At 63.8% G+C, this 23726-nt stretch carries 19 protein-coding genes and 3 pseudogenes; 14 read left to right on the forward strand and 8 right to left on the reverse strand.

Going from position 1 to position 23726, the window contains the following annotated elements:
• The first annotated feature begins 46 nt into the window (after positions 1 to 46).
• The 3 genes from AYJ54_RS38535 to AYJ54_RS38545 are packed head-to-tail and all read left to right on the forward strand — an operon-like array spanning position 47 to position 3378.
• A complete protein-coding gene (locus AYJ54_RS38535; protein ID WP_063707621.1) occupies positions 47 to 1138 on the forward strand; it encodes a glycosyltransferase family protein in 1092 nt (363 codons plus the stop codon).
• 9 nt (positions 1139 to 1147) lie between these two features.
• Complete coding sequence (locus AYJ54_RS38540; protein ID WP_063707624.1) at positions 1148 to 2263, forward strand: DegT/DnrJ/EryC1/StrS family aminotransferase; 1116 nt, start codon at positions 1148 to 1150, stop codon at positions 2261 to 2263.
• Complete coding sequence (locus AYJ54_RS38545; RefSeq protein WP_063707627.1) at positions 2260 to 3378, forward strand: glycosyltransferase family 4 protein; 1119 nt, start codon at positions 2260 to 2262, stop codon at positions 3376 to 3378. Before AYJ54_RS38540 ends, AYJ54_RS38545 begins: the two co-directional genes overlap by 4 nt.
• A 27-nt stretch (positions 3379 to 3405) precedes the next feature.
• On the opposite strand, the gene AYJ54_RS38550 is transcribed toward AYJ54_RS38545, so the two are convergent.
• Complete coding sequence (locus AYJ54_RS38550; RefSeq protein ID WP_063707630.1) at positions 3406 to 4746, reverse strand: hypothetical protein; 1341 nt, start codon at positions 4744 to 4746, stop codon at positions 3406 to 3408.
• A 31-nt stretch (positions 4747 to 4777) separates the two neighbouring features.
• Positions 4778 to 5740, reverse strand: coding sequence for a UDP-glucuronic acid decarboxylase family protein (locus tag AYJ54_RS38555; protein ID WP_063707632.1), 963 nt, complete (start codon positions 5738 to 5740; stop codon positions 4778 to 4780).
• Positions 5741 to 5941: 201 nt separating this feature from the next.
• Between AYJ54_RS38555 and rfbF the strand changes: the two genes are divergently transcribed.
• From rfbF to AYJ54_RS38580, 5 genes are read left to right on the forward strand one after another with little or no spacing between them, the layout of a single operon-like run.
• The gene (gene rfbF, locus AYJ54_RS38560) at positions 5942 to 6712 is read left to right on the forward strand and encodes a glucose-1-phosphate cytidylyltransferase (RefSeq protein WP_063707635.1); all 771 of its coding nucleotides are present in this window, start codon (positions 5942 to 5944) and stop codon (positions 6710 to 6712) included.
• The gene (gene rfbG / locus AYJ54_RS38565) at positions 6709 to 7845 is read left to right on the forward strand and encodes a CDP-glucose 4,6-dehydratase (RefSeq protein ID WP_063707823.1); all 1137 of its coding nucleotides are present in this window, start codon (positions 6709 to 6711) and stop codon (positions 7843 to 7845) included. The genes rfbF and rfbG overlap by 4 nt, the downstream gene beginning before the upstream one ends.
• Positions 7842 to 9200: a lipopolysaccharide biosynthesis protein RfbH gene (gene rfbH, locus AYJ54_RS38570; RefSeq protein ID WP_063707638.1), complete on the forward strand. Its 1359-nt coding sequence runs from the start codon at positions 7842 to 7844 to the stop codon at positions 9198 to 9200. Before rfbG ends, rfbH begins: the two co-directional genes overlap by 4 nt.
• A 15-nt stretch (positions 9201 to 9215) precedes the next feature.
• Positions 9216 to 10973, forward strand: coding sequence for a thiamine pyrophosphate-binding protein (locus AYJ54_RS38575; RefSeq protein WP_063707643.1), 1758 nt, complete (start codon positions 9216 to 9218; stop codon positions 10971 to 10973).
• A 45-nt stretch (positions 10974 to 11018) separates the two neighbouring features.
• Positions 11019 to 11939 (forward strand): NAD-dependent epimerase/dehydratase family protein, encoded by a 921-nt coding sequence (locus AYJ54_RS38580; RefSeq protein WP_063707645.1) that lies wholly within the window; start codon positions 11019 to 11021, stop codon positions 11937 to 11939.
• A gap of 3 nt (positions 11940 to 11942) precedes the next feature.
• On the opposite strand, the gene AYJ54_RS38585 is transcribed toward AYJ54_RS38580, so the two are convergent.
• The 6 genes and pseudogenes from AYJ54_RS38585 to AYJ54_RS38600 form a co-directional block, all read right to left on the reverse strand.
• Positions 11943 to 12896, reverse strand: coding sequence for a glycosyltransferase family 2 protein (locus AYJ54_RS38585; protein WP_063707648.1), 954 nt, complete (start codon positions 12894 to 12896; stop codon positions 11943 to 11945).
• Positions 12897 to 12932: 36 nt separating this feature from the next.
• Positions 12933 to 13124: pseudogene (locus tag AYJ54_RS53090) on the reverse strand (DUF6056 family protein); the annotation flags it as partial.
• Position 13125: 1 nt separating this feature from the next.
• Positions 13126 to 14398 (reverse strand): annotated as a pseudogene (locus AYJ54_RS38590) (DUF6056 family protein); the annotation flags it as partial.
• 142 nt (positions 14399 to 14540) lie between these two features.
• Positions 14541 to 15079, reverse strand: a 539-nt coding sequence (locus AYJ54_RS38595) for a glycosyltransferase family 2 protein (protein ID WP_245329236.1), incomplete at its 5' end; no start/stop codon positions are given.
• A gap of 1 nt (position 15080) precedes the next feature.
• Positions 15081 to 15289 (reverse strand): annotated as a pseudogene (locus AYJ54_RS53095) (glycosyltransferase family 2 protein); the annotation flags it as partial.
• A gap of 15 nt (positions 15290 to 15304) precedes the next feature.
• Positions 15305 to 16705 carry a capsular polysaccharide export protein, LipB/KpsS family gene (locus AYJ54_RS38600; RefSeq protein WP_063707651.1) on the reverse strand — a complete coding sequence of 467 codons (1401 nt, stop codon included), beginning with the start codon at positions 16703 to 16705 and terminating at the stop codon, positions 15305 to 15307.
• A 186-nt stretch (positions 16706 to 16891) separates the two neighbouring features.
• Here AYJ54_RS38600 and pseG point away from each other — a divergent pair, with 186 nt between their 5' ends.
• The 6 genes from pseG (at position 16892) to AYJ54_RS38630 (ending at position 23644) form a co-directional block, all read left to right on the forward strand.
• Positions 16892 to 17992: a UDP-2,4-diacetamido-2,4,6-trideoxy-beta-L-altropyranose hydrolase gene (gene pseG / locus AYJ54_RS38605; protein ID WP_063707654.1), complete on the forward strand. Its 1101-nt coding sequence runs from the start codon at positions 16892 to 16894 to the stop codon at positions 17990 to 17992.
• Positions 17993 to 18137: 145 nt separating this feature from the next.
• Positions 18138 to 18533, forward strand: a complete 396-nt coding sequence (locus AYJ54_RS38610; RefSeq protein ID WP_063707824.1) for a GNAT family N-acetyltransferase — start codon at positions 18138 to 18140, stop codon at positions 18531 to 18533.
• 66 nt (positions 18534 to 18599) lie between these two features.
• Positions 18600 to 19709 carry a pseudaminic acid synthase gene (gene pseI / locus AYJ54_RS38615; protein ID WP_063707660.1) on the forward strand — a complete coding sequence of 370 codons (1110 nt, stop codon included), beginning with the start codon at positions 18600 to 18602 and terminating at the stop codon, positions 19707 to 19709.
• The gene (locus tag AYJ54_RS38620; protein WP_063707662.1) at positions 19702 to 21099 is read left to right on the forward strand and encodes a surface carbohydrate biosynthesis protein; all 1398 of its coding nucleotides are present in this window, start codon (positions 19702 to 19704) and stop codon (positions 21097 to 21099) included. The genes pseI and AYJ54_RS38620 overlap by 8 nt, the downstream gene beginning before the upstream one ends.
• A gap of 3 nt (positions 21100 to 21102) precedes the next feature.
• Positions 21103 to 22611: an oligosaccharide flippase family protein gene (locus tag AYJ54_RS38625; protein ID WP_063707663.1), complete on the forward strand. Its 1509-nt coding sequence runs from the start codon at positions 21103 to 21105 to the stop codon at positions 22609 to 22611.
• Positions 22612 to 22789: 178 nt separating this feature from the next.
• Positions 22790 to 23644 (forward strand): hypothetical protein, encoded by an 855-nt coding sequence (locus AYJ54_RS38630; RefSeq protein ID WP_245329237.1) that lies wholly within the window; start codon positions 22790 to 22792, stop codon positions 23642 to 23644.
• Positions 23645 to 23726 lie beyond the last annotated feature (82 nt).

Below are 23726 nucleotides of genomic sequence, written 5' to 3' on the forward strand. Positions count from 1 at the left end.
CTCATCCCCATCCAAGCCATCCTATCCAAGACAATCGGGCGCGTTTGTGAGGCTTTTCCAGAATTGCAGGTACTATCCCTCGCTGCGCCCGAGGCTTCGCGACCTGACCCAGCACACGGCGACATTTGCCGGCAAGATGGATGTCCTCAAGAAGTTCCGGCATGCCGGATGCCACATCCTCCTGCCGGTGGACCAGCGCGCCGAATGGGCGTTTTTCGCGTACGGAGATGACATCGAGGTCCAGCAGGTCTGGGCCAGCGAACAGGGCATGAGCTCGCGCGCCACGGCCGCCGAAATCCTGAAGGCCCAGATCGAGCATCATCGCGCGGACGTGTTCTACAACCAGGACACCACCGGCTGGCCATCCGATTTCATCAAAGGCCTTCCCGGATGTGTGAAGCACGTCATCGCCTGGCATGCGGCGCCGCTTCTCAACGTGGTGTTCTCCGACTACGATCTCGTCGTCTGCAATTTCCCCTCGATCCTCGCCTCGATCGCGGCACGCGGCGCGCGAACGGACTACTTCTTTCCCGGCTATGATCGCGAGCTCGATCCGTTCGCCTCGCGGCAGGACCGCCCCATCGACGTGCTGTTTGTCGGCGGCTATTCGCGCCATCACCGGCAGCGTGCAGCGGTGCTGGAGCAGGTGGCGGCGCTCGCGGGCGAGTACAATGTCGTGTATCACCTCGATCGATCGCGACTGTGCCGCCTGGCCGAATCTCCGATCGGCAGGCTGCTGCCGCTGGCCGATCACAGAAGGCCCGAGGCGGTCAGATCGATTGCACGCACCCCGGTCTTTGGACGTGACTACTATGAGGTTCTCTCGGCCGCCAAGATCGTGCTCAATGGAGCCATCGACATGTCGGGTGAGGACCGGGGCAACATGCGCTGCTTCGAGGCGATGGGAGCCGCGTCGCTTCTGCTGTCGGATGATGGTAACTATCCCGAGGGCATGGTCGACGGGGAGACGCTCGTGACGTACAGCTCGCCTGAAGATGCAGTCATGCAGATTCGCAGGTTGCTCGATGATTCGACGCAGTGCGCGCAGATCGCGCGCGCCGGTCATGACATGTTGACGACGCGCTACTCCAAGGAGGTGCAATGGAAGCGCTTCGAGGCGCTCGTTGCTTCGCTCTAGAAGGCTCCCATGGCAGACAATTTCATCCCGATTTCAAAGCCCGCGATCGGACCGCGCGAGAGAGAGCTCGTTCTGGCGGCGCTGGACTCCGGCTGGGTCTCCTCGATCGGCGAGTACATCGACCGGTTCGAGGAGGAGTTCGCGAAATACTGCGGAACACGCTATGCGCTCGCCGTCAGCAACGGCACGACCGGGCTTCATCTCGCGCTCGCAACGCTCGGCCTGACGCAAGGCGACGAGGTCATCGTTCCCGATCTCACTTTCGTTGCAACGGCGAATGCCGTTGCCTACACGGGCGCGACGCCGGTGCTGGCCGACATCGATCCCGACACCCTCTGTCTCGATCCGGCTTCCGTCCGCGCGCTGATCACGCCGCGCACGAAGGCGATCATTCCGGTGCATCTCTACGGGCATCCCGCGGATATGGACGCCTTGACCGAGATCGCGGACTCCTACGGCATTGCCGTGATCGAGGACGCGGCCGAGGCGCATGGCGCCGAATACAGGGGACGCCGGGTTGGAGGCCTCGGCAAATGCGGCGTGTTCAGCTTCTACGGTAACAAGGTGATCACGACGGGCGAGGGCGGAATGCTCACCACCGACGATCAGGAGTTCTGGCAGCGCGCCAAACGCCTCCGCGATCACGCGATGAGTCCCACCCGGCGCTACTTCCACGAGGACCGGGGCTTCAACTACAGGATCACCAACCTGCAGGCCGCGCTCGGCGTCGCCCAGCTCGAGCGGATCGACGAATTTCTGAACCGGCGTGCCGAGATCATGGACTGGTACCGGCAAGCCATCAGCGCGAACAGCGAGGTTCGGCTCAATCGGGTGAAGAACTGGGCGAAGAGCGCCTATTGGATGGTTTGCCTCGAGGTCGATTCCTTCGATGCGGCACAGCGCGACGAGTTCATGCGGCTGCTGAAGGCGCGAGGCATCGATTCCAGGCCTTACTTCTGCTCGATGTCGTCGATGCCCATGTACCAGCAGGCGGCGCTGCCCGTGGCCGGCCGCAAGGCACAAACCGGCCTGAACCTGCCCTCCTACTTCGAGATGACGAAGTCGGACGTTCAGCGCATCGGCAGTGACGTGAACGACATCCTGAAATCGATGGGCGTGATGTGACCGCCAGGCTCGGTGTCGTCGCGCTTGCAGGCCCGAACAATGGCGGGACCTATCAGTACACGCTTGCGATGCTTCACGGCCTGCAGCACGTGGCCGGTTTCGACATCACGCTTTATGGCGACCGCGCCAATCCGGATTTCGCCGAACTCGGCTATCCGATCGTGCCGTTCGAGGAGACGCGCTGGCAGCAAGTGACCGCGCTGGCAGCGCACCGGTTGCATCTCGGGCTGTCCGATCCCTTCGCGTCCGAGGATGTGCTGCTCGCGCCGATCTATTCGCTGGCCTTGCTCCACACCGCGAAGCCGTATGCCTTCACGCTGCACGACCTGCAGGAGAACTATTATCCGCAGAACTTTTCGACCTGGCAGCGGATCTGGCGGCGCGAGACCTACGCCGCGCTCCTCGGCCGCGCGCGCCGCGTGATCTGCGAGTCGCGCTACGTGATGGCCGACATCGCCCGCTCGTTCGATGTGGCGGATGAGCGGATCAAGGTCATTGCGGCGCCGCCGCAACGCCAATTCCTGACGGTGCAATCGGACGCCGAGCTCGACGCGGTGCGCCAACGACTGCACTTGCCCCGGCGCTTCCTGTTCTATCCGGCGCAGTTCTGGGTCCACAAGAACCATCTGCGCCTTATCGAGGCCTTCAGCGAGGTTTTGAAGCAGGCGCCCGATCTCCAGCTCGTGCTGACGGGGAAGCAGCGCGACGAATATCGCACCGTGATGGACATGGTGGATCGGCTGGGTCTGAGCCGAAGTGTCGTACATGTCGGGTTCGTCGAGCGCGACGAGCTTCAGGCAATATACCGGCTCGCCACGGCGCTGGTGATGCCGTCCCTGTTCGAGAGCATCAGCATTCCGGTCTATGAGGCCTTCCTGGCCGGCACGCCGGTCATTGCCTCCGGCATCCATGGCATTCCCGAGCAGGTCGGCGATGCCGCGCTGTTGTTCGATCCGACGTCGGTTGCCGCGATCAGGGACGCCATCCTGAAGGTCGTCGGAAATGAGGAACTCGCAAGGGCGCTCACCGCAAAAGCCCGCGAGCGGATGCTGAAGATGACGCCGGAACACTACGGGGGGCAGTTGCAGCAGCTCCTCGATGAGATGCAGGACTGACCGCGGACGGAGTTTCGCCGCAGGCGCCTATGCCGCTGGCGTCGATGTCTCTGACGCTGCTCGCGCATCCTGATCCTTCAACATGCCGCGAGGCATCACATACCAGAGCAGGAACAAGATGGCCGTGCCATGAGTGACCATGGCGACCGTGAGCGGCACGTTGAGCAGGACGTGTGGCAGCACGCCTGAGGACACGAGGACGAAGCGCGGTGAAAGCCCTGCGGAAGCGCGATTGCCGATCGCCAGCACGAGGCCCGATGCGAGAGCGGTCAGCGGCGCGAGATAGATGCCGACGGACGCGACTCCTTCGGTCGCGAACAGCGATGCATTCAGGTTTCCGAAGCCGTAGGTGTTCTGCATCATCACCGCCAGCGGCTCCTGGTAGGGGCAATGCGTCAGGATCTTGAGCACCGAGATCTGGCAGAACGAGGTCAGCGGATGGGTGTTGAAGAAGTGATTGTAGATGTCGAGTGCGCTCGACGCGGTCGCGATCATCCGGATGTTGACGAGGTCGAAATACCTGCCGGGGATACTGTTGAGGCTGGCGTCGGTCAGGGCGATCGCGACGAGGCCGATGAGCATCGGGATGGAGATCGACAGGATCGCCGAGCTGCGCGCGGCCAAAAAGTGGGTCAGGATGGTGAGTGCGATCAGCCAGGCCGGCGTGAAGAAGGCGAACTTGGTCAGCGTGATCGGGTAGAAAAGCAGCAGTAACACCAGGACCAGCGCGGCGCGCCAGCGATAGCCGAGCAGCCAGTAGCAGGCGAAAGAAAACGGCAGCAACGTGCTGGAGGTCCAGCCGATCAGGTAACGCAGTGCGCCGGGGAAGTCGAGGGCATCCCGATAGTCGTAGATGTGCGCGATCGTGACCAGCCTGAAATTGTAGGTCGAGGCCACCGCGACGGTTGCCGCCGAGAGCACCATGATCGCCGTGAGCAGGTGTTCGAAGTTCGCCTGCGACAGGATGACGAGCTGCCTGAACGGCGCCCGGACGAACAGCACGGGCAGCAGGAGGAGCACGAGCGACAGCGCCGCCGAAATTCCCGCGAATAATCGCGCGTAGCTGTAGTTCGAGAAGACGTCGATCCACAGGAAGCCGAGTATCATCGTGTAAAGATAGAACCCGGCGAGATAGCCGAAGCTGAAGCGGGCGGTCACGAACAGCAGCGATACGGCCGAGAAGGCGAGCGCGATGGCCACCGCAGTCCAGACGTGCGCGTGGCTGAAGTGAATGTAGGATTGATAGTTTGCGACCTTGATGAGCGACAGGCAGGTGACGACGCTGTGGAGCGCCACCAGGATCGCCAGGCCGGGCTTCGATTCGAGCCGGAATCGGACGTCGTCGATAAAGCCGGACGATGAGATCATGATGAGGAGGTTGTCTGCGGGCGAAGGGTGATCAGGCCAGTTCCAGCGTGCGCTTGAAATAGGCGACCGTCTCCTTCAGGCCGTCCTCGAGCGCGACCTTCGGCTCCCAGTTCAGCACGGCCTTCGCCCTCGCGAGGTCGGGCTGGCGTTGCCTCGGGTCGTCCTGGGGCAGCGGCTTGAAAATCAGCTTCGAGCGCGAGCCGGTGAGCTTGATGACCTTTTCGGCGAGCTCCCGGATCGTGAACTCGGAATTGTTGCCGAGGTTGATCGGCCCCGTGATGTCCTCCTCGGTCACCATCAGGCGGATGATGGCCTCGACGAGATCGTCGACATAGCAGAACGAGCGGGTCTGCTCGCCGTCGCCGAACACGGTGATCGGCTCGCCCTTGAGCGCCTGGACGATGAAGGACGACACCACGCGGCCGTCGTTCGGCTGCATGCGCGGGCCATAGGTGTTGAAGATGCGCGCGACCTTGATCGGCAGCCCATGCTGGCGCCAATAATCGAAGAACAGCGTCTCGGCGCAGCGCTTGCCCTCGTCGTAGCAGGAGCGGATACCGATCGGATTGACATTGCCCCAGTAGTCCTCGGTCTGGGGATGGATCAGCGGGTCGCCATAGACCTCGCTGGTCGAGGCCTGGAAGATGCGCGCCTTGAGCCGCTTGGCGAGCCCCAGCATGTTGATGGCGCCGTGCACGGAGGTCTTGGTGGTCTGCACGGGATCTCGCTGGTAGTGAATCGGCGAGGCCGGGCAGGCCATGTTGAAGATCGCGTCGACCTCGATGTAGAGCGGGAAGGTGACGTCATGCCTGACCGCCTCGAACAGCGGATTGGCGATCAGATGGGCGATGTTGCGCCGGCTCCCGGTGAAATAATTGTCCGCGGACACCACCTCGGCGCCGGCATCGAGCAGCCGCTCGCAGAGATGCGATCCGATGAAGCCGGCCCCCCCGGTCACGAGGATGCGGCTGTTCTTGTAGCTTTCAAACGGCATTATCGATTCCAGACGGGTTTTGGGACGGAGTGGGGTCACGCGCGGGCCGGCAGAGTGGTATCGGCAACGGGAGGAAACGCCAATAGCTTTGCATTAACGGTAACAAAATACCTCGCCGAGACAATTTTCCAGAAACCGCCGCTTCGTATAGAAGCTCCTCTGGAACGCGAGGGGATCAGGCCTCCGGTTCGGAGCAGGTTGATGAAAGTCGTAATCCTCGCGGGAGGTCTGGGAACCCGAATCGCCGAAGAGACCAGCACGAGGCCGAAGCCGATGGTCGAAATCGGCGGCCGGCCCATTCTCTGGCACATCATGAAGATCTACAGCCATTACGGCTTCCACGACTTCGTGATCTGCGTTGGCTACAAGGGCTACATGATCAAGGAGTACTTCGCGAACTACTTCCTGCACATGTCGGACGTAACCTTCCATCTCGCCGAGAATCGGATGGAGGTGCATCGCGAAACCGCCGAGCCATGGCGGGTCACGCTGGTCGATACCGGCGAGGAGACTCAGACCGGCGGCCGGCTGAAACGGGTATTGCCCTACGTCGCCGATGAACCGTTCTTCGCACTGACCTATGGCGACGGCGTTGCCGATATCGATCTCGCCGCCGAAATCGCCTTCCACAAGGCCCATGGCCGCAGGGCGACCGTCTCCGTGGTGCGGCCAGCCAAGCGGTTCGGCGCGGTCGCGATCGAGGGCGACCGGGTCGTCGATTTCGAGGAGAAGCCGCATGATGACGGCGGCTGGATCAATGGCGGCTTCTTCCTGCTGTCGCCGTCGGTCGGCGACCTGATCGCAGGCGACAAGACGATCTGGGAACGCGAGCCGATGGAGCAGCTCGTCCGCGGCGACCAGCTTCGCGCCTTCGTGCATCACGGCTTCTGGCACCCGATGGACACGTTGCGCGATCGAAATTATCTCGAGGACGAGTGGGCCAACAACCGCGCCCGGTGGAGGGTTTGGTGACTGATCCGGCGTTCTGGCGCGGCAAGAAAGTCTTCCTGACCGGACACACCGGCTTCAAGGGCGCGTGGGCATCGCTGCTGCTGCGGCGCTTTGGTGCCAGTGTCTATGGCTACGCCTTGCCGCCGGCCCATCCATCGTCGCTATTCGTGGCGGCGCGGGTCGCCGAGGACATCGAGCAGTGCCTTGCTGACATCCGTGATCTCGGCAGCCTGCGCGCTGCGCTGTCGGAAGCCGAGCCCGACGTGATCATCCACATGGCGGCGCAGGCCCTGGTGCGGCCCTCCTACGCCGAGCCGGTCGAGACCTTCGCGACCAATGTCATGGGAACGGTGCATGTGCTGGAGGCGGCGCGGCATGTGCCATCCGTGAAGGTCGTTCTGATCGTCACCAGCGACAAATGCTATGAGAACGACGGTGGCCAGTCCGCTTTCCGCGAAGGCGATCGCCTGGGCGGCAACGATCCCTACAGCAACAGCAAGGCTTGTGCGGAACTCGTGACGCATTCCTACCGGCGAAGCTTCTTCGCGCAGAACGGCGCGCCGCGCATCGCGACCGCGCGGGCGGGAAACGTGTTTGGCGGCGGCGACTGGGCGCGTGACCGCCTGGTGCCGGATGCGATGCAGGCGTTCCTGGACCGTCAGCCGCTGCGCATTCGCAATCCCAATTCGGTGCGCCCATGGCAGCATGCGCTCGATCCTATCCTCGGCTATCTCACCCTCGTCGAGAGGTTGGTCACTGATGCGAGCTTTGCCGATGGCTGGAACTTTGGTCCGAACGCCGAGAGCGAGCAGCCGGTGCGGAACGTCGTGGAGCACCTGAAGTTGCTGTGGGGCGATGGCGCAGGCTGGACCAGCGATGATGGTCCGCATCCGCATGAAGCGGCTTTTCTGAGGCTTGATTGCGAGCGGGCCCGCTCGCGGTTGAACTGGACGCCGCGTCTCGACCTGCTACAGGGGCTGGGCCTCACCGTCGACTGGTACAAGGCGCTTCAACGCGGCCAGGATCTGCGACAGGTCTCGCTCGAACAGCTCGAACTCGTCCTGGACGGCGCCGTCGCGAACGGCGCATCACAGTCGCTATCCGAACCATCTCGCGGCCAGGCCGCCGCAGTCAACGCGAAGTCCTTCACATGAAAATGGCGCCAGCACCCGCGCGGGCGGGTCAACGAAGCCCCGAGGAGATCAGGGCATCGATCATGGAGCTGGTGGAGGAATACTCCGCCATCGCACATGCGCCGAAGCCGTTCGTCGCCGGTCAATCGCCCGTGCCCGTATCGGGGCGCGTGTTCGATGCGAGCGACGTCAAGTCGCTGGTCGATTCCGCGCTGGATTTCTGGCTGACCGCGGGCCGCTTCAACGACGAGTTCCAGCAGAAGCTCGCCACGCGCGTCGGCGCCCGCTACGCGATGACCGTCAACTCCGGCTCCTCGGCCAATCTCATCGCCTTCTCCGCGCTGACCTCGCCCTTGCTCCGCGACCGGCAGGTTCTCCCCGGAAGCGAGGTGATCACGGCTGCGACCGGATTTCCGACGACCGTCAATCCCGCAATGACGCAGGGCATGGTGCCGGTCTTCGTCGACGTCGACATCCCCACCTACAACATCGTTCCCGAGCTCGTGGAAGAGGCGATCACGCCGAACACGCGCGCGATCATGGTGGCGCATACGCTCGGCAACCCGTTCGACGTCGGCAAGATCGCCGATATCGCCAGGCGGCACCGGCTCTGGTTGATCGAAGATTGCTGCGACGCGCTGGGCGCGACGTTCTCGGGGCGTCACGTCGGCACGTTCGGCGACATCGGCACGCTCAGCTTCTATCCGGCCCACCACATCACGATGGGCGAGGGCGGCGCGGTCTTCACCAGCCACCCGGGCTTGCGCCGCGCGATGGAGACGTTCCGCGACTGGGGGCGTGACTGTTATTGCGAACCGGGCAAGGACAACACCTGCCAGCGCCGCTTCGACTGGCAGCTCGGCGAGCTGCCCTATGGCTATGACCACAAGTACATCTACAGCCATCTCGGCTTCAATCTGAAGATCACCGACATGCAGGCGGCAGTCGGAGTTTCCCAGCTCGATCATCTCGAAGGCTTCATCGCCGCGAGACGGCGCAATTTTGATCTGTTGAAGGACGGGCTCAAGTCGCTTGAGGAGTTCTTCATTCTGCCGGAGCCGACGCCGAACAGCGAGCCCTCCTGGTTCGGCTTCGTGCTGACGCTGCGCGAGCGGGCACCATTCAAGCGCGACGCCATCGTTCGTCATTTGAACGAACGCGGGATCGGCACCCGGCTCTTGTTCGGCGGCAATCTGGTGCGGCAACCCTACATGACCGGACGGAATTTCCGCGTGCACGGCTCGCTCGCCAACAGCGATACGATCATGAACCAGACCTTCTGGATCGGCGTCTATCCGGGCCTCGGCGACGAGCACATCGGCTACGTGCTCCAGGTGATCCGCGATTTCTGCGCCGTCCAGACCCGCGGCGCCTAGTGTGGGAATGACGCGATGAACGGTGCACAGTACATTGCGGAATTCCTCGCGCGGGTCGGCAGCGATCGGGTCTTTCTCCTGACGGGCGGCGCCTGCGCGTTCATGATCGATGCTATCGCGCAACATCCGAAGCTTCACTACACCTGCTTCCAGCACGAGCAGGGCGCGGCGATGGCTGCGGACGCGCTGTGGCGCGTCAATCACAAGGTTGGGGTGACCTTGGCGACCTCCGGCCCTGGAGCGACCAACCTCATCACCGGCATCGCCACCTCTCATTTCGATTCCATCCCGTCACTGCACATCACCGGTCAGGTGAACCAGCGCGAGAGCAGCGCATTCCACGGGGCGAATGTGCGCCAGGCCGGATTCCAGGAAACCAAAATCGTGGAGATGGTACGGCCGGTCACCAAATACGCGGTGATGGTCAGGAGCGCGGCCGAGCTGCGCGAAGAACTGGCCAAGGCCTATTCGATCGCGACATCGGGCCGCATGGGGCCGGTGCTGATCGACGTCCCCATGGACGTCCAGCAGGCCGAGGTCGGAGACGACGTGCTGCTTCCTTCCCGATCGCCCTCGGCGACCGAGGAGGCGGCGAAAGTGCTGTCGGATTTGAAGCGGACGCTGGCCGACGCGAAGCGTCCGGTGGTTCTGTGGGGTGCTGGCGTGGGCCTCGCCGGCGTCGAGCGGGACGTTGCGGAGTGGCTGCGGCACAGCGGCCTGCCGTTCGTATCGAGCTGGGCCGGCCTGAGCTACTTCGATCACGATCATCCGGGTTTCGTCGGGCAGATCGGCGTCTACGGCAATCGCGGCGCAAATTTCGTGTTGCAGAACGCGGATGCTGTGATCGTCCTCGGCAGCCGGCTCGACAACCGTCAACGCTCCGGCAACACCAAGCAGTTCGCGACGGGCGCGACCGTCCACGTCGTCGACGTCGACAACGAGGAACTGGCCAAGTACCGCAACGACGGCTATCGCGTCAGCCATCTGGATTTTGCGGAATTGCCAGAGCTGTTGCGCCAGCTGGATACCCAATCGCCGAGCCCGGAGTGGCGAGACTATGTCGCCGCCATGAAGCAGCGTTACTATCACAAGGAGGTCAGCACGTCGGCGGCGCGGCTGAACTCGCTCTCCCCCTACGACGTGATCCGCCGCGTCAACGCGATCATCGCGGAGGATGCGATCGTCATTGGCGATACCGGCGCCGCGGTGTGCTGGCTCTACCAGGCGTTCAAAGTGAAGCGGCACACCCTGTTCAATCCGGGAGGCAACTCGCCGATGGGCTATGCGCTGCCGGCCGCGATCGGAGCCAAGCTCGACCGCCCGGACCGGCAGGTCGTTTCCTACAACGGCGACGGCGGATTTCATCTCAACATACAGGAACTCCAGACCGTCAGGCACAACAATCTCGACATCGCGATCATCGTCATGAACAACGGATCGTACGGGATCATCAAGCAGTTCCAGGACAGCTACATGCAGGGCCGCTACAGCGCCTCGCGCGACGGCCTGAGCTTTCCGGATTTCGGGGCGCTCGCGGCGGCCTACGGATTGCGCTACGCGCGCATCGAACATCTGGAGCAGATCGAGCCGGCCCTGTTCACCGGAGGGCCGATCGTGATCGACGTGATGCTGAGCGAACACACGCTGATCGAGCCCAAGCTCGAGATGGGGCGTCCCATCAACGATCAGTTTCCCTATCTCAGCGAAAGCGAGTACGCAGCAGGCAACCGCTTCGTGGACTATCCGAGACCGGCTTCGCTGCGAACCGCGTAGGATGGACCCGGCGGCAGGTCACTCCAGGATATTGGCGGGATCGCGATGCGCATATTCGTGACGGGCGCCACGGGCTTTCTGGGCTCCTACGTCGCCGAAAATCTGGTCGAGCAGGGGCATGACGTTGCAGTGCTGCTGAGACCTGGCACCAAGCCCTGGCGCCTCGCCTCCATTCTGGAACGCCTGACCGTCGTCGAGAGTACGCTGGATGATCCAGCAGCGCTCGGAGCGGGACTTCGTTCCTTCGCGCCGGACGCCGTCGTGCACATGGCCTGGCGCGGGGTGGGCAACAGCGACCGAAACAGCAAGGATCAGGCGCGCAACATCGGCGACACCGTGGAACTGGTGGATCTCGCGGCAGGTGCGGGTGCAACGATCTTCGTCGGCGCGGGGTCGCAGGCCGAATACGGTCCTTACGATCGTGCGATCGTCGAGAGCGACGTGCCGCGCCCGACGACGCTCTACGGCATTGCCAAGCTCGCAAGCGGACTGATGGCCGAGCGCCGCTGCGCCGAGCGCAGGCTGCGCTTTGCGTGGCTGCGCATATTCTCGGCCTATGGTCCCAGAGATGGCGAGTCCTGGCTGATTCCGAGCCTGATCCGGACCCTGCGCGCCAATGGACGCATGGCGCTGACGGCCTGCGAGCAGCGTTGGGGCTTTCTCCATGCCAGCGATGCCGCGGCTGCCGTCAGCCTCGTGCTCGCAAGCCCCGCCGCGCAAGGCATCTACAATCTGGGCAGCCCCGATGCGCCGCCGCTGCGCGATACGGTGAGGCGGCTGCGGGACCTGATCGGTCGCGGCGAGCTCGCCTTTGGCGAAGTGCCGTATCGGCCCGACCAGGTCATGGTGCTTGCGGCGGACGTCGCGCGGCTGGAAGCTCTGGGCTGGCGTCCCGCGGTCGGACTCGATCAGGGACTGCGCGAAACGCTTGCCTGGCACGAGGCCGCGGAGCGGGGAGCGACGTAAGCCCTACGGCCGCGGCGGGTCGAAATTGACGCGCTCGCGTTCGAACACGACGGGCTTTTCGCGGACCTGGCCGTAGATCGCCAGGATGTATTCCCCGATCATTCCCATGAAGAAGAGCTGGACGCCGCCGAAGAAGAACATCGCGACGATGAGGGTCAGGACGCCGGGCTCGGCAAGGCGCTGATAGAGAATGAGGCCGAGCAGCAGGTTGACGACGGCATAACCGATGCTCAGGAACGAGAGGATGAACCCTGCATAGAGGCCAAAGCGCAGCGGTGCCGACGTGAAGGAGACCAATCCATTGAGCCCCTGGTCGATGAGCGCTGCGGCGCGGTTTTTCGACAGTCCTTTCTTGCGCGTGCGCCAGGTGTACGGTACGCCGACGGCGCGGCCGCCGCATTCGAAGGTCATCATCCGCATGAACGGATACCCGTCGCGGACCAGCCGCATCCGCTCGACCACGTCGCGATCGACGAGCTGGTAGTCGCCCACGCCCGGCGGCACCTTGATCTCGGAAAAGCGGGTCAGCACGCGGTAATAGGCGTTGCGGAAGCCGCGCATCAGCCGCCCTTCCTCGCGCACGGCACGGATGCCGTAGACGATCTCGTAGCCCGCTTCCCACAGCTTAACGAATTCGGGAAGCAGTTCGGGCGGATCCTGGAGGTCCGCCGGCATGAACAAGAGCACGGCGTCGCCGCGGGATGCCATCACGCCGTTGAAGGTGTTGCGCAGCGGTCCGAAGTTGCGCGCGTTGATGATGATCTTCACCGCGGGGTCGTGCGCGGCGATCTCGCGCAGGATCTCCACGGTGCGGTCGTCGGAGGCGTTGTCGCAGAAAATGTGCTCGCGCCGATAGCCCTTGAGCTCGGTGTCGAAGATCTGCCGGATTGCCTCATAGCAATCCCTGACGTTCAGCTCTTCGTTATAGCAGGGCGTGATAACGCTGATTGTCTTCACGTTGATGTTCTCTGGAAAAAAGTGCTTGCAGCACGGTCACGGCGAAGCGTCGGCGGCGTATATAGCAGACTTGTGGTAGTATCTGGCGATACAGTCGTTAGGCAACCTGCCCGCATCGGCCGTCACGTCGGCGCTCATGAGCAGCGACGGTGTCCATCTGTGCTTGGGAACGGCGACCACCGGCTCAGGGCTCGCCGTCAGGAGTTCGTGCCGCGCGACGCTCTCCCGNCCCGCCAATACGGGTAGAGGCTCGGCCACTGCCAGCGCAGCAGGGACGCCGTCGAGCTCAAGCCGAGCGAAGCGATCATGAGAAGCGCTAGACCGGTTGGCAGCGCGACCGGCCCGAGAAGGCCGAGATAGCCGCTCGCCGAAAGCCGCTCGCGCAATTGCGGACGATAGGCGCGGACCAGCAGCATGACACTCAGCATGATTCCAAACAGCAGCAGGATCAACGCCTCGTTCTGCGCCCTTTCGACGAGCCGCATTCCCGTCGCATATTGATGCGCGAAGTATTCGAAATAGCAGCACGCCAGGCAGATGGCGCTCGCGCCGAGCGCCAGCAGCTTGCTGTTGCGGGGCGCCCGCGTCGGCGGTTCCCGCTCGGCCAGGGCGATGAGGCCGGCGGCGACGAGCAAGACGATGACCGCCGGTTCGCGAAGGAATCGGCCGAGCCCGATCAGCGAATAGTGGAGCGCATCGAACAGCGACGAGAAGATGTGCCCAGCGTTCGGGAGCTGCCCCATGCGCGTGCTGTTGCCGCCGGCCGACACCACGATGATCCAGCCGACGGCGATTGCGACAGCGATCAGACCGTGATGCGCGATCTGGCGCTGCTGGCCGAAGAGGTGACGCGCGGCCAATGATGCGGCCATGATCAGCAGCAGCCAGACGCCGGTGAACTCGTTGCACATCGCGGCGAGAAGCCCGCCCAAGGCCATGCCGAGGCTGAGCAGCCACGAAAATCCTGTTTCGGTGTCCAGGGCCCGAATGCACTCTCCAAGGATCAGGATGGTGATGAGGGCGGGCGGAACGTAACAGGTCAGGCCGGCCAGCCAGTAGAGCAGTTCTCGCAGGCTCGGCGCGGCGCTGACCACGGCGCTCGCAAATGCCAGGGCGAGGAAGGTCAATTGGAGCGCGCCGGTGCGGGGCCAGGCGCGGCTCATCGCGAGAAAGGTCGCGAACAGGAACAGGCCCGCGCTCACGGCCAGGGTCAGCGAATAGGCCGACAGCAGGCTGACGTTCGCGGCAGCGGCGATCGCCGGCGGGAGCTGGGTCAGGAAGAGGGCCACGATCCGGCCCGACTGCGTGTGGTAGAAGATCGAAATGGTCTGGATGAAGCCGTAGCGCGCATTCAAGTCCGCGAAGCAGAAATCGTCATGCTCGGGCGCGCTGAAGAACGTCAGGGCAAACAGAAGCAGCAGAAAAGCTGCGGGAAACAGGCTGCTCAGCGCCCAGGTGATTTGGGCGCGGTGCTGCGCGGCGGGGCGCGCGGCCGACCGCATAACGTCTTGATTGTACACGCAGAGCCCCCCTTTGGCCCATGGCCAGACTAGTGGCAACCGGTCAAGGTCGCAACGTTCAATTCCGTCGTTACAGGCAGTTGCCGTGCGATGCTCGGCTCACGCGATCGCAGCTATCGCGCCGTCAAAATTCCCGGCGCTTCAGCCAGGCGCGCGCGCTCCAATGGCCGAAGCACCAGGCCGACTTGAGCAGCGGCAGCCGTTCGACGTTGCGGTAGATGTTCCAGACCCATTTGGCCGAGCGCACCGGGCGGCTGGAGACGGAGGAGCCTCTGACGCGATAGCGCCCGAGATCCTCGTTGAGGCCGTGGGCGACGTGACCCCGCCTGAGAATGGAAAGCCACAGGCAGAAATCGTCATAGCCCTCGTTCGTCATGGCGACGGGGCCCGAGATCTCGCGGTCGACCAGCGCAGTCAGCGTCGCGATCGAAGTGTTCTTCAGAAGCTGATTGTAGCTCAGCGACGCCGGCACCTCGATCAGCCGGCCGGCGATCGTGTTGGCTTCGTCGATGCGGCGGAACGCGGTGTAGCTCAGCGCCGCGCGCTTCTCGCGGGCGAAGGCGAGCTGGCGCTCGAGCTTGGCCGGCAGCCACAGATCGTCACTGTCGAGAAAGGCGAGGTAGCGGCCCTGCGCATGGTCGATCGAGGCCTGGCGCGCCAGCGNGGGCCGCCGTTCTTCGGCTGGCGGATCAGCTTGACGCGGGGGTCGCTGGCGCCGATGTCGGCAATGATCTCGGGCGTCCGGTCGGTCGAGCAATCGTCGGCGATCAGAAGCTCCCAGTCGGCGAAGGTCTGGCTCTGCACCGAGCGGATCGTCTCCTCGATGAAGCCTTCGACGTTCCAGGACGGGGTGATGATCGAGACGAGCGGCATGGCGCGGGGGTCCGTTCAGTGCGCGACGGCAGGCTCGGCGAGCGCAGCTTGCAAGGAAGCCGTGAACGTGTCGAGCAGCTTGGTATCGCTGATATAGAGCTCGCCGGGAAACGAGCGCCGCCATGCCGCCTCGAAATAGGGCGCGCCCTTGGCTGGATCGAACGGTCCGGCTCGGAGCGCCTCGCGCAGGCGCTGCGGAACGTCGGCCAGGCGGTCGGCGCGATGCACCAGCGGGCAGGTTCGATAGAACGCATCGCCCATCACAACGACCGGCTTGCCGAGCAGCAAAGCCTCCGCGCCCGACTTGCTGTTGACGGAGATCACCGCATCGGACCGGTTGAGCACCGCATAATTGTTGGTCTGCGGCGGCAGCAGCACGAAATTGTCGAAGCGCCGCGCGAGCTCGAACAGTCGTTCGGCCGAGATCGCGCCGATCTGCGCGGGATGTTCCTTGACGACCAGGACGTGCGAATCCGGGATCGTGCGCAGCAGGAAGTCGACGGTTGCAACCTGGTCGAGATAGTCCGGCGCGCGCAGCGTCAGCGCCATGTCCGCGGGGACATGGAAGGGATAGTAGACGAAGGGCGTGTCCGGGATCGGACGATACAGCTTGCGAAGTCGAGCCGCATTGACGGCCATCATGGCGTGCACGCGGGCATGCCGCAGATTGTGTCCGAACTCCTGGTGCTTGCCGAGCGCAAACTGGTCCCACAGTTTTTCCGCAAGGCGGCGCGAGTTGCGCAGGTTGACGACCTTCTTCAGGGCTGCCGAGTAGTGGTGCTGGTCCTTCTTCGGGATCACGATCGCGCGCTGGTTCAGCGTTTCGTCGAGATAGGCTTTCACGTCGGACGACACCGCTTCGGCCGGCCTCGCCATCATCTCGGGCGCGCCAAAGCTGTCCGGCGTGAAATACATCCGTCCGCGAAAGAACGACGGCTCGATGAACCAGTTGCGGATGCCGCGGCGCCGCGCCGCGTAGAAGCTCGTAATCACCGACAGGAAGCCGCCGAGCTCCTGGATCAGCTCGGCGCCCTTGCCTTGGGCCTCGAGCCGGTCGAGCAAGACTTCCATGGCGTTGGTGTAGATCATGAACCGCCGGCGCAGCGATGCAGTGTCGCGGATGCCGAAGGTGAAGCGCTCGTGGCTGAACAGGAAATTGCTACCGTCGAGCCCGTAGCCTGCCACGCGCGCGTCGAAAGCCTGCCCGTCGTCGGGTGGCGCGCCAGTCTTGAGGCCCTCGCGATACATGTTCATGGCGGGCACGCCGGCGGCCGCCGACATCTCGGCGCTGCGATCGTCGAAGGCCAGCAGTTCGACCTCGCGTCCCGCCGCCCGCAGCCGCTGTGCCACGGGAATCCAGAACCGGGTCTGGTATTCGGCGAGCGTCGTGATCAGGAGGGTCTTGTCGGATGACATGCGTGGGGCGGGGTTGTTTGGTTGCGGTTTCCGCATATAGAAGCCTGCCCGATAGCTCAAGGGTGGATTGAAGCGAGTTCCGTTGCCGAACTATGGTAGTAAACGGCTCTTTCTGGCCGCGCCCCGCGGGGTAAACCTGCGTGCTGGCCGACCGGGGGCAGGGCAGAGGAATGCTGGCTCGAATCGATGAATAGGCAGGCCGTCTTTCGCGTCGACGCTTCGGTCGAGATGGGACTGGGTCACCTGACGCGGTGCCTCACACTCGCCAACGCGCTCGCCAGCAGCGGGGTGAGATCGCGCTTCCTCATGCGCAGCCACGCGGGCGGCCTGGCGCACCTGGTGGAAGGCAGCGGACATGCAGTGCAGCTGCTGCCCGACCCGTCCGCGCCGGCGCCGGAGACCGACGATCGCGCCGGTCCGCATGCACACTGGCTGCCGACGACGTGGCGACAGGACGCGGAGCAGACGAGGAGCGCCCTGGCCGAGATCGGTCCGGCCGAATGGCTCATTGTCGATCACTACGCTCTTGACGCCCGATGGGAGCGCGCCTGCCGGCGAGAGGGCTTGCGCATTCTCGCCATCGATGATCTCGCCGACCGCGACCATGATTGCGAGATGCTCCTCGACCAGAATCTCGTTCTCCATATGAAGACGCGCTATCGCGACCGTGTTTCCGCCGGCTGCGTGCAGTTGCTCGGGCCCGGCTACGCGCTGCTGCGACCGGAGTTCGCCGCACAGCGACGTTTGCGCGCACAGCGCGACGGCCGGATCGGTCGCATTCTGATCTGCTTCGGCGGCTCGGACCCGACCAACGAGACTGCGAAAGCGTTGCAGGCGATCGGCAGTCTCGCGATGTCGCGGCTCGCTGTGGATGTCGTCATCGGTCAGACGAATCCGCACGCCGATTCGGTCGAAGCGCTCTGCCGCGGGGTACCGAACGTCGAGCTGTATCGTGGTGCGAATAATATTGCCGAGCTGATGAGGCGTGCCGATTTATCGGTCGGCGCGGGCGGCGTGATGAGCTGGGAACGTTGCTGCCTCGGTCTGCCGGCCGTGGTGGTCCATATTGCAGCAAACCAGATTGGAACGCTTGCTGCGCTGGCCGATGCAGGGGCGGTTCTATACCTCGGATCGGCCGCTTCCGTCAGCGCCGAGACGCTTGGGCATGCTCTCCGCTCCCTGCTGGACGATTCGGCTCGTGCCGTCGCGCTGGGGAAGGCTGCCTTTGCACTGGTGGACGGAGAGGGCAGTGGTCGTGTGTGTGCCATGCTCGGTTCCCGACCCTGACACGGCAAGACCGGCGATTCCCAACGATGTCGTCACGATTTCTCTTGATTTTACAATAGGAAGCAGCGCTAGCGCGGGTTCTCCTCGATGTTGACTAACGTTGGGCCTGCGCCTATTGGGATCGCGGTTGGGCGGGGTTGCCATCATGAGCGATTTTCGAATACGACCGGCCACTAAGGACGACGCTCGACGGTTGTTCGAGTGGCGCAATGACGAGTCGACCCGCACGATGTCCAAGAACAAGGACGTTGTGGAATGGGATGAACATCTTGGTTGGCTTGATCGAAGGCTCAAGATGAATAAGCCAGGCCTTTTCATCTTCGAGTTGGATGGAGAGCCGGTTGCAACTTTCAGGGTGGACGGCGAAGACGTGTCTTATACCGTCGCGCCGGAGCATCGTAACCGCGGGGTCGCGAAGCTGATGCTGAACGAAGTTAGGGCCCGCTTTGGTTGCCTTCGCGCCCACGTCTACTCAGACAATGAGCCGTCCATCAGGGCCGCGCGGCGCGCCGGCTTCGAGGTTGTGATAATAGATGCCTGATACGACGAACCGATCAGGTCGTGGTCGCCCCGGCGGCGGCATCTTTGGAAGTGTCGGGAGCAGCTGATGACGGACACGATCTCTATTGCTGGTCATGCAATCGGCCGGTCGCATCGGCCATTCATCATTGCCGAGATGTCGGGCAACCACAATCAGTCGTTGGATCGGGCGCTGGCGATCGTCGATGCCGCCGCGAAGTCCGGTGCTCATGCGCTCAAGCTTCAGACCTATACCGCCGACACCATGACGCTCGACCTTGCGACCGACGAATTCGTCATCGAGGATCCGAACAGCCTCTGGGCCGGCCGCGCGCTGCACAACCTCTACCAGGAGGCCTACACGCCCTGGGAATGGCATGCTCCGATCTTCGAGCGTGCGCGCGCGCATGGCATGATTCCGTTCTCGACGCCGTTCGACGCCACTGCGGTCGACTTCCTCGAGGGCCTCGGCGTTCCCTGCTACAAGATCGCCTCGTTCGAGAACACCGATCTGCCGCTCATTCGCAAGGTGGCGGCGACCGGCAAGCCGATGATCGTCTCGACCGGAATGGCGAGCGCAGGCGAGATCGATGAGGCCGTGCGGACGGCGCGGGCCGCCGGCTGCAAGCAGCTCGTCCTGCTCAAATGCACCAGCACCTATCCGGCGTCACCTTCGGACACCAATCTGCTCACCATCCCCCACATGCGCGCGCTGTTTGATTGCGAGGTGGGCCTTTCGGATCATACCTTCGGCATCGGCGCCTCGGTGGCGAGCGTTGCGCTCGGCGCGACCGTGATCGAGAAGCACTTCACGCTGGCGCGCGCCGACGGCGGCGTGGATTCGACGTTCTCGATGGAGCCGGAGGAGATGGCCGCACTCGTCGTCGAGACGGAGCGGGCGTGGCTCGCGCTTGGCCAAGTGCAGTATGAACTGACGGAGAAGGAGCGCAAGTCGCTGACGTTCCGTCGTTCGCTCTACGTGTCGGAGGACCTCGCGGCCGGCGACGTGTTGAGCGAGAAGAACCTGCGCATCATTCGCCCCGGCCTTGGACTGCCGCCGAAATATTTCGACACCTTGATCGGCAAGCGGGTCGGCCGCGCGGTTCGCCGCGGTACGCCGATGAGCTGGGACCTGCTGTCGTCCGCGGACGAGGCGGCATCGGCGAAGCAGGGGACGGCGAGGAGCGCCCGTGGCTGACCGGCCGCATGTCTGCCTGATCGTCGACAACCCGCTTCGCGACCTCGAAGGGTTGGCGCTGCTCGCGCGACAACTGGCGACGCGTGGCGCGCGGGCCACGCTGGTGCCGATGTACGAGCAGGGTTTTGATGTGCCGGCGCTGCGGCCGGACATGGTGCTCGTGAACTACACCCGGCCCAATAATGTCGACCTGATCAAGGCCTACAAGCGTGCGGGAATGCTGGTTGGTGTTCTCGATACCGAAGGCATCGGCGGCAAGAATGCCGATCAGTTCGCGGGCATGGTGAAGAGCGCCGGTGGTGGCGAACTCGTCGACCTCTATTGCGTCTGGGGACAGGCGCAGTATGCGGCCTTCCTGCGGCACGGCACCGTCTCGGCGGATCTCCTTCATGCCACGGGCTGCCCGCGCTACGATTTCTGCGCGCCGCCCTGGCGCGCTGCGCTGCCGGAACCGTCCGTCGGGTCGGGCTACGTCTTGATCAACACCAACTTTCCGACCGTCAACCCGCGCTTTTCGAACAGTTCGTCCGACGAGGAAGCGACGATGGTGCAAGCCGGCTTCTCGCAGGAGTTTGCGCGCCAGTTCATCGCCGACGGCCGGAACGCCTATCGCAACACGCTGGAGACGGCGATCACGCTTGCGAAGCACTTTTCCGGGGTGCAGTTCGTGCTGCGGCCACATCCGTTCGAGAACATCGGCTCCTACGACACGCTGGCCGCGCTGCCCAATGCGCGTGTGATCCAGAGCGGCACGTCGCTCGAATGGCTGAGCGGCGCGCGCGTGCTCGTCCATCAGAACTGCTCGACCGCCATCGAGGCGACGATGCTGAACGTCGAGCCGCTCAGCATGGAATGGTTCAATACGCCCGCGTTGCGCCTCGATTCCGCGACGCGCGTCAGCCGCCCGGCGATGGACACGGACGAGATGATCGAACTGGTCGGGCAGGGGCTCGAGGCGAAGCTGCCGCCGCCGCCGCCGGAGACTGCAGCGTTTCGCGGCCAGATCATCAGCGAGCTCTATACCGCCGTCGACGGCGCGAGCTCCGCGCGCGTCTGCGACGCCGTCTTCGCGACCATCGCAGCCGCAGGACGCGATGCGCTGCCGCGCCGCGCCGTGCCGGCGCCGTCCCTTCGGGGCGTCGCCGTCGATGCGGTTCGCCGTACCCTCGGATACAGGGCGAGCTCCGCGCTGCGCCGGCGCTATGAGTCCGCCGAGAACGAGCGTCGCCGGGCCGGCAAGGCCTTCGGGGTCGACGCGGTGAACGCGATCATGCACCGCCTCGATGCCGCCTCGGGCGACCAGCGCCGTTTCGTGGTCAGGCCGGCGACGAGCATGCAGGCGAGCCGCATGTTCAGCGGCGCCAGCCTTCAGCTCGCGGAAGCGGATTGATCCGTGCTCCGCCGCTTCCTGCACAACACTGCGATCTCCGCCGTCGCTTTCGGCCTTGCCGGCGTGCTGGGACTGTTTTCGGTCGGCCTGATTGCGAAATTCTATGGTCTCGCCGTCCTCGGCCTCATCGCCCTCGCACGGTCGTTTCTGCCCAATGGCTTTCTGTCCCTGATCGACTTTGGCGTGTCGGAAACCACGACCCAGATGGTCGCCCGCGGGCGGCTCGGCGATTGGGCGGCGGCAAGCGAGCGGGTCTCCTTCCTGACCGTGGTCGCCGTGATTACGGGACTGGTCTCCAGCGTGGTGCTGTGGTTCGCAGCGCCCGTGCTCGCAGTCTTGTTCAAGGTGGCGCAGGAGGAGATGCCGGCCTTTATCTCGATCCTGAAGGTCACCGCGCTGATCACGCCGATCGCCTTCGTCGGCCTCGTGGTGGAAGGCGTGCTGAAGGGGTTCGAGGAATATGGCTGGTTGCGGATGACCGAGGTGGGAGGCAGCGTCCTCTACGTCGCCGCGATCTATCTTGCGGTCTGGAGCAATCTCTCCTTCGAGTGGATCGCCTACGCCTATCTCGCCACCGTGGTCGTCAAATATCTCGTGCTTGCGCTCATCGTCGCCTTCGCCATGCGGCGCACGTCGCTTCGCTTCGGCACCTGGAGCCGTGAGACGCGTGACGATCTGGTGTATCGGGGCTGGCTGATGTTCAACGCGCGCATCGGCGGTGTCCTCCAGCAGACCATCATTCCGCTCGCGATCGGCGCGCTCTATGGCCCAGCCCAGGTCGGCGCCTACGATCTTCTGATGCGCCTGCCACGCTTCCTGAAGGCCGTGCTGAGCCCGCTGTTCTCCGCGATCCTGCCGATCTCGGCGCATATCGACGAGAAGACCGACGTGCGACGGTTGCAGCTCCTGGGCCGCAACAGCTTCGTGCTGCCTGCCGCGATCGTGATTCCGATCGTGGTGTTGATGGCGCTGTACTCGGAGGAGATATTGAAGGTGTGGGTCGGGCCGCAAAGCGCCGAGCAATGGCCCTGGCTCGCACTTGCGCTGATCGTTCCGGCCGCCAATGTCATGATCAGTGCCGGACAGACGGCGCTGATGGTGAGGGCGGATTTCATGCGCTTCGCCAACCGCTACCTGTATTCGCAAGTGGCTGTGCAATATGCGGTGACCGCGATCACGCTGCATTGGTTCCAGGACCGGGCGTTCATCGTGGGCTGGGTGGTGTCCTATGTCGTGCTCACGCCGGTCCTTGCGCATCGCATGCTGAGGCTCATGGGCCTGCCGAGGCGGCTGTTCTGGCAGCATGTCGCCAGGCAGGCGCTCGTGGCTGCGATCCTCGCGGTGCTGGTGCGCGCCTATAAGATCTACGTGACGCCGGAGACGCTCCCGGCACTGATCGTCGCCGGTGCGACAGGTTGCATCGCAGCGTGGGCGCTGAGCATGATGCTGATCCTTTCGCGCGGCGACCGCGCCATGTTCGGCAAGTTCGCGCGCGCGATGACGAATCGATAGGCGCAGGCCCGCCGTCTAGCGTCGCCAAGTTCCCGGCAAACACTCTGCGGTTGCTCGCTATTGGCGGATTTGCTAATGGCAACCGTCCGATCAGCCCTTGGGCACAGGGGATGCGCAACATATTTCCGGCACGATTGGGTGGGGCAACATGGGATTGATGTCCAGAGCACTTTGGCACGTGAATCGGTCTCCGCTCCGGTGGGCCGTAAAAGCCGGCGTCAATACCTGGCATCTGAATGAGAAGCGCGAGAGGCGCCGGCAGGCACTGCTGCTCGACGTCACCGCCGCCGAACGCGCCAAGGCCGATGACCTGAACCGGGACGGCTACGCGATCGTCACGGATTTGATCGATTCCAAAATCCAGCAGCAAATCGCTGCCGCCGGTCAGGTCAGGCTTCAGAACATCGAATCCGCGGAAGCGGGCCAGAATTCCACCTGGAAGAAGTTCTGGGTGCGGCTTCTGGACGCGGAGATGGAGAACGGCCAGCTCAGCGCCGACAACGTCTTCGTTCAATATGCGCTGCAAGCCCCGGTCATCAACGTCATCTCGGCGGCGCTTGGGGAGATCCCCTGGCTCGATTACGTCCTCCTATCCTATTCGCGCTACACCGGCGAGGAGCTCGCCTCGTCGCAGCTCTGGCATCGCGACCATGACGACGTCCGGGTCATCAAGTTCTTCAGCTACCTGACCGACGTCGAGGAGGACGGCGACGGTCCGTTCACCTTCCTGCCGCGACAGGCGACGGACAAGTTCGGCTATCCTCTGCTGTCCAGCCACTTCCCCGACGAGCAGGTGTTCAGCAAGGTGCCGCGCAGCGACATCAAGGTGATGAAGGCTCCGCGACTGGCGGCATTCATGGTCGACACCACCAAGTGCCTGCACATGGGAAGCCGAATGGGTCCCGGGCATGGCCGCCTGCTCTATACCGCCACCTTCTTCTGCTTCCCGCGCATGGTGCCGACGCAGAACAGGCGTCCTTTCTTCGCGACGCCGAATACGACCGAGCTGCAAAAGCTCATCATGGGCCTCTGATTGCGCGCGCATCCCGGCACGACTTTCTGACGATTGGCTCGGCCCGGGGGATTGGACCGCTTCTTTTTGTCCAAAGGGGAAG

Origin of the sequence: Bradyrhizobium centrolobii, from assembly GCF_001641635.1 — a bacterium.
GTDB lineage: Bacteria > Pseudomonadota > Alphaproteobacteria > Rhizobiales > Xanthobacteraceae > Bradyrhizobium > Bradyrhizobium centrolobii.

What these genes read in the sequence shown, in the direction of transcription:
- AYJ54_RS38540 (WP_063707624.1), top strand. Translation starts at nt 1,148, where the DNA reads ATGGCAGACAATTTCATCCCGATTTCAAAGCCCGCGATCGGACCGCGC.
- AYJ54_RS38550 (WP_063707630.1), bottom strand. Translation starts at nt 4,746, where the DNA reads ATGATCTCATCGTCCGGCTTTATCGACGACGTCCGATTCCGGCTCGAA.
- AYJ54_RS38555 (WP_063707632.1), bottom strand. Translation starts at nt 5,740, where the DNA reads ATGCCGTTTGAAAGCTACAAGAACAGCCGCATCCTCGTGACCGGGGGG.
- rfbF (WP_063707635.1), top strand. Translation starts at nt 5,942, where the DNA reads ATGAAAGTCGTAATCCTCGCGGGAGGTCTGGGAACCCGAATCGCCGAA.
- rfbH (WP_063707638.1), top strand. Translation starts at nt 7,842, where the DNA reads ATGAAAATGGCGCCAGCACCCGCGCGGGCGGGTCAACGAAGCCCCGAG.
- AYJ54_RS38575 (WP_063707643.1), top strand. Translation starts at nt 9,216, where the DNA reads ATGAACGGTGCACAGTACATTGCGGAATTCCTCGCGCGGGTCGGCAGC.
- AYJ54_RS38580 (WP_063707645.1), top strand. Translation starts at nt 11,019, where the DNA reads ATGCGCATATTCGTGACGGGCGCCACGGGCTTTCTGGGCTCCTACGTC.
- AYJ54_RS38600 (WP_063707651.1), bottom strand. Translation starts at nt 16,705, where the DNA reads ATGTCATCCGACAAGACCCTCCTGATCACGACGCTCGCCGAATACCAG.
- pseG (WP_063707654.1), top strand. Translation starts at nt 16,892, where the DNA reads ATGAATAGGCAGGCCGTCTTTCGCGTCGACGCTTCGGTCGAGATGGGA.
- AYJ54_RS38610 (WP_063707824.1), top strand. Translation starts at nt 18,138, where the DNA reads ATGAGCGATTTTCGAATACGACCGGCCACTAAGGACGACGCTCGACGG.
- pseI (WP_063707660.1), top strand. Translation starts at nt 18,600, where the DNA reads ATGACGGACACGATCTCTATTGCTGGTCATGCAATCGGCCGGTCGCAT.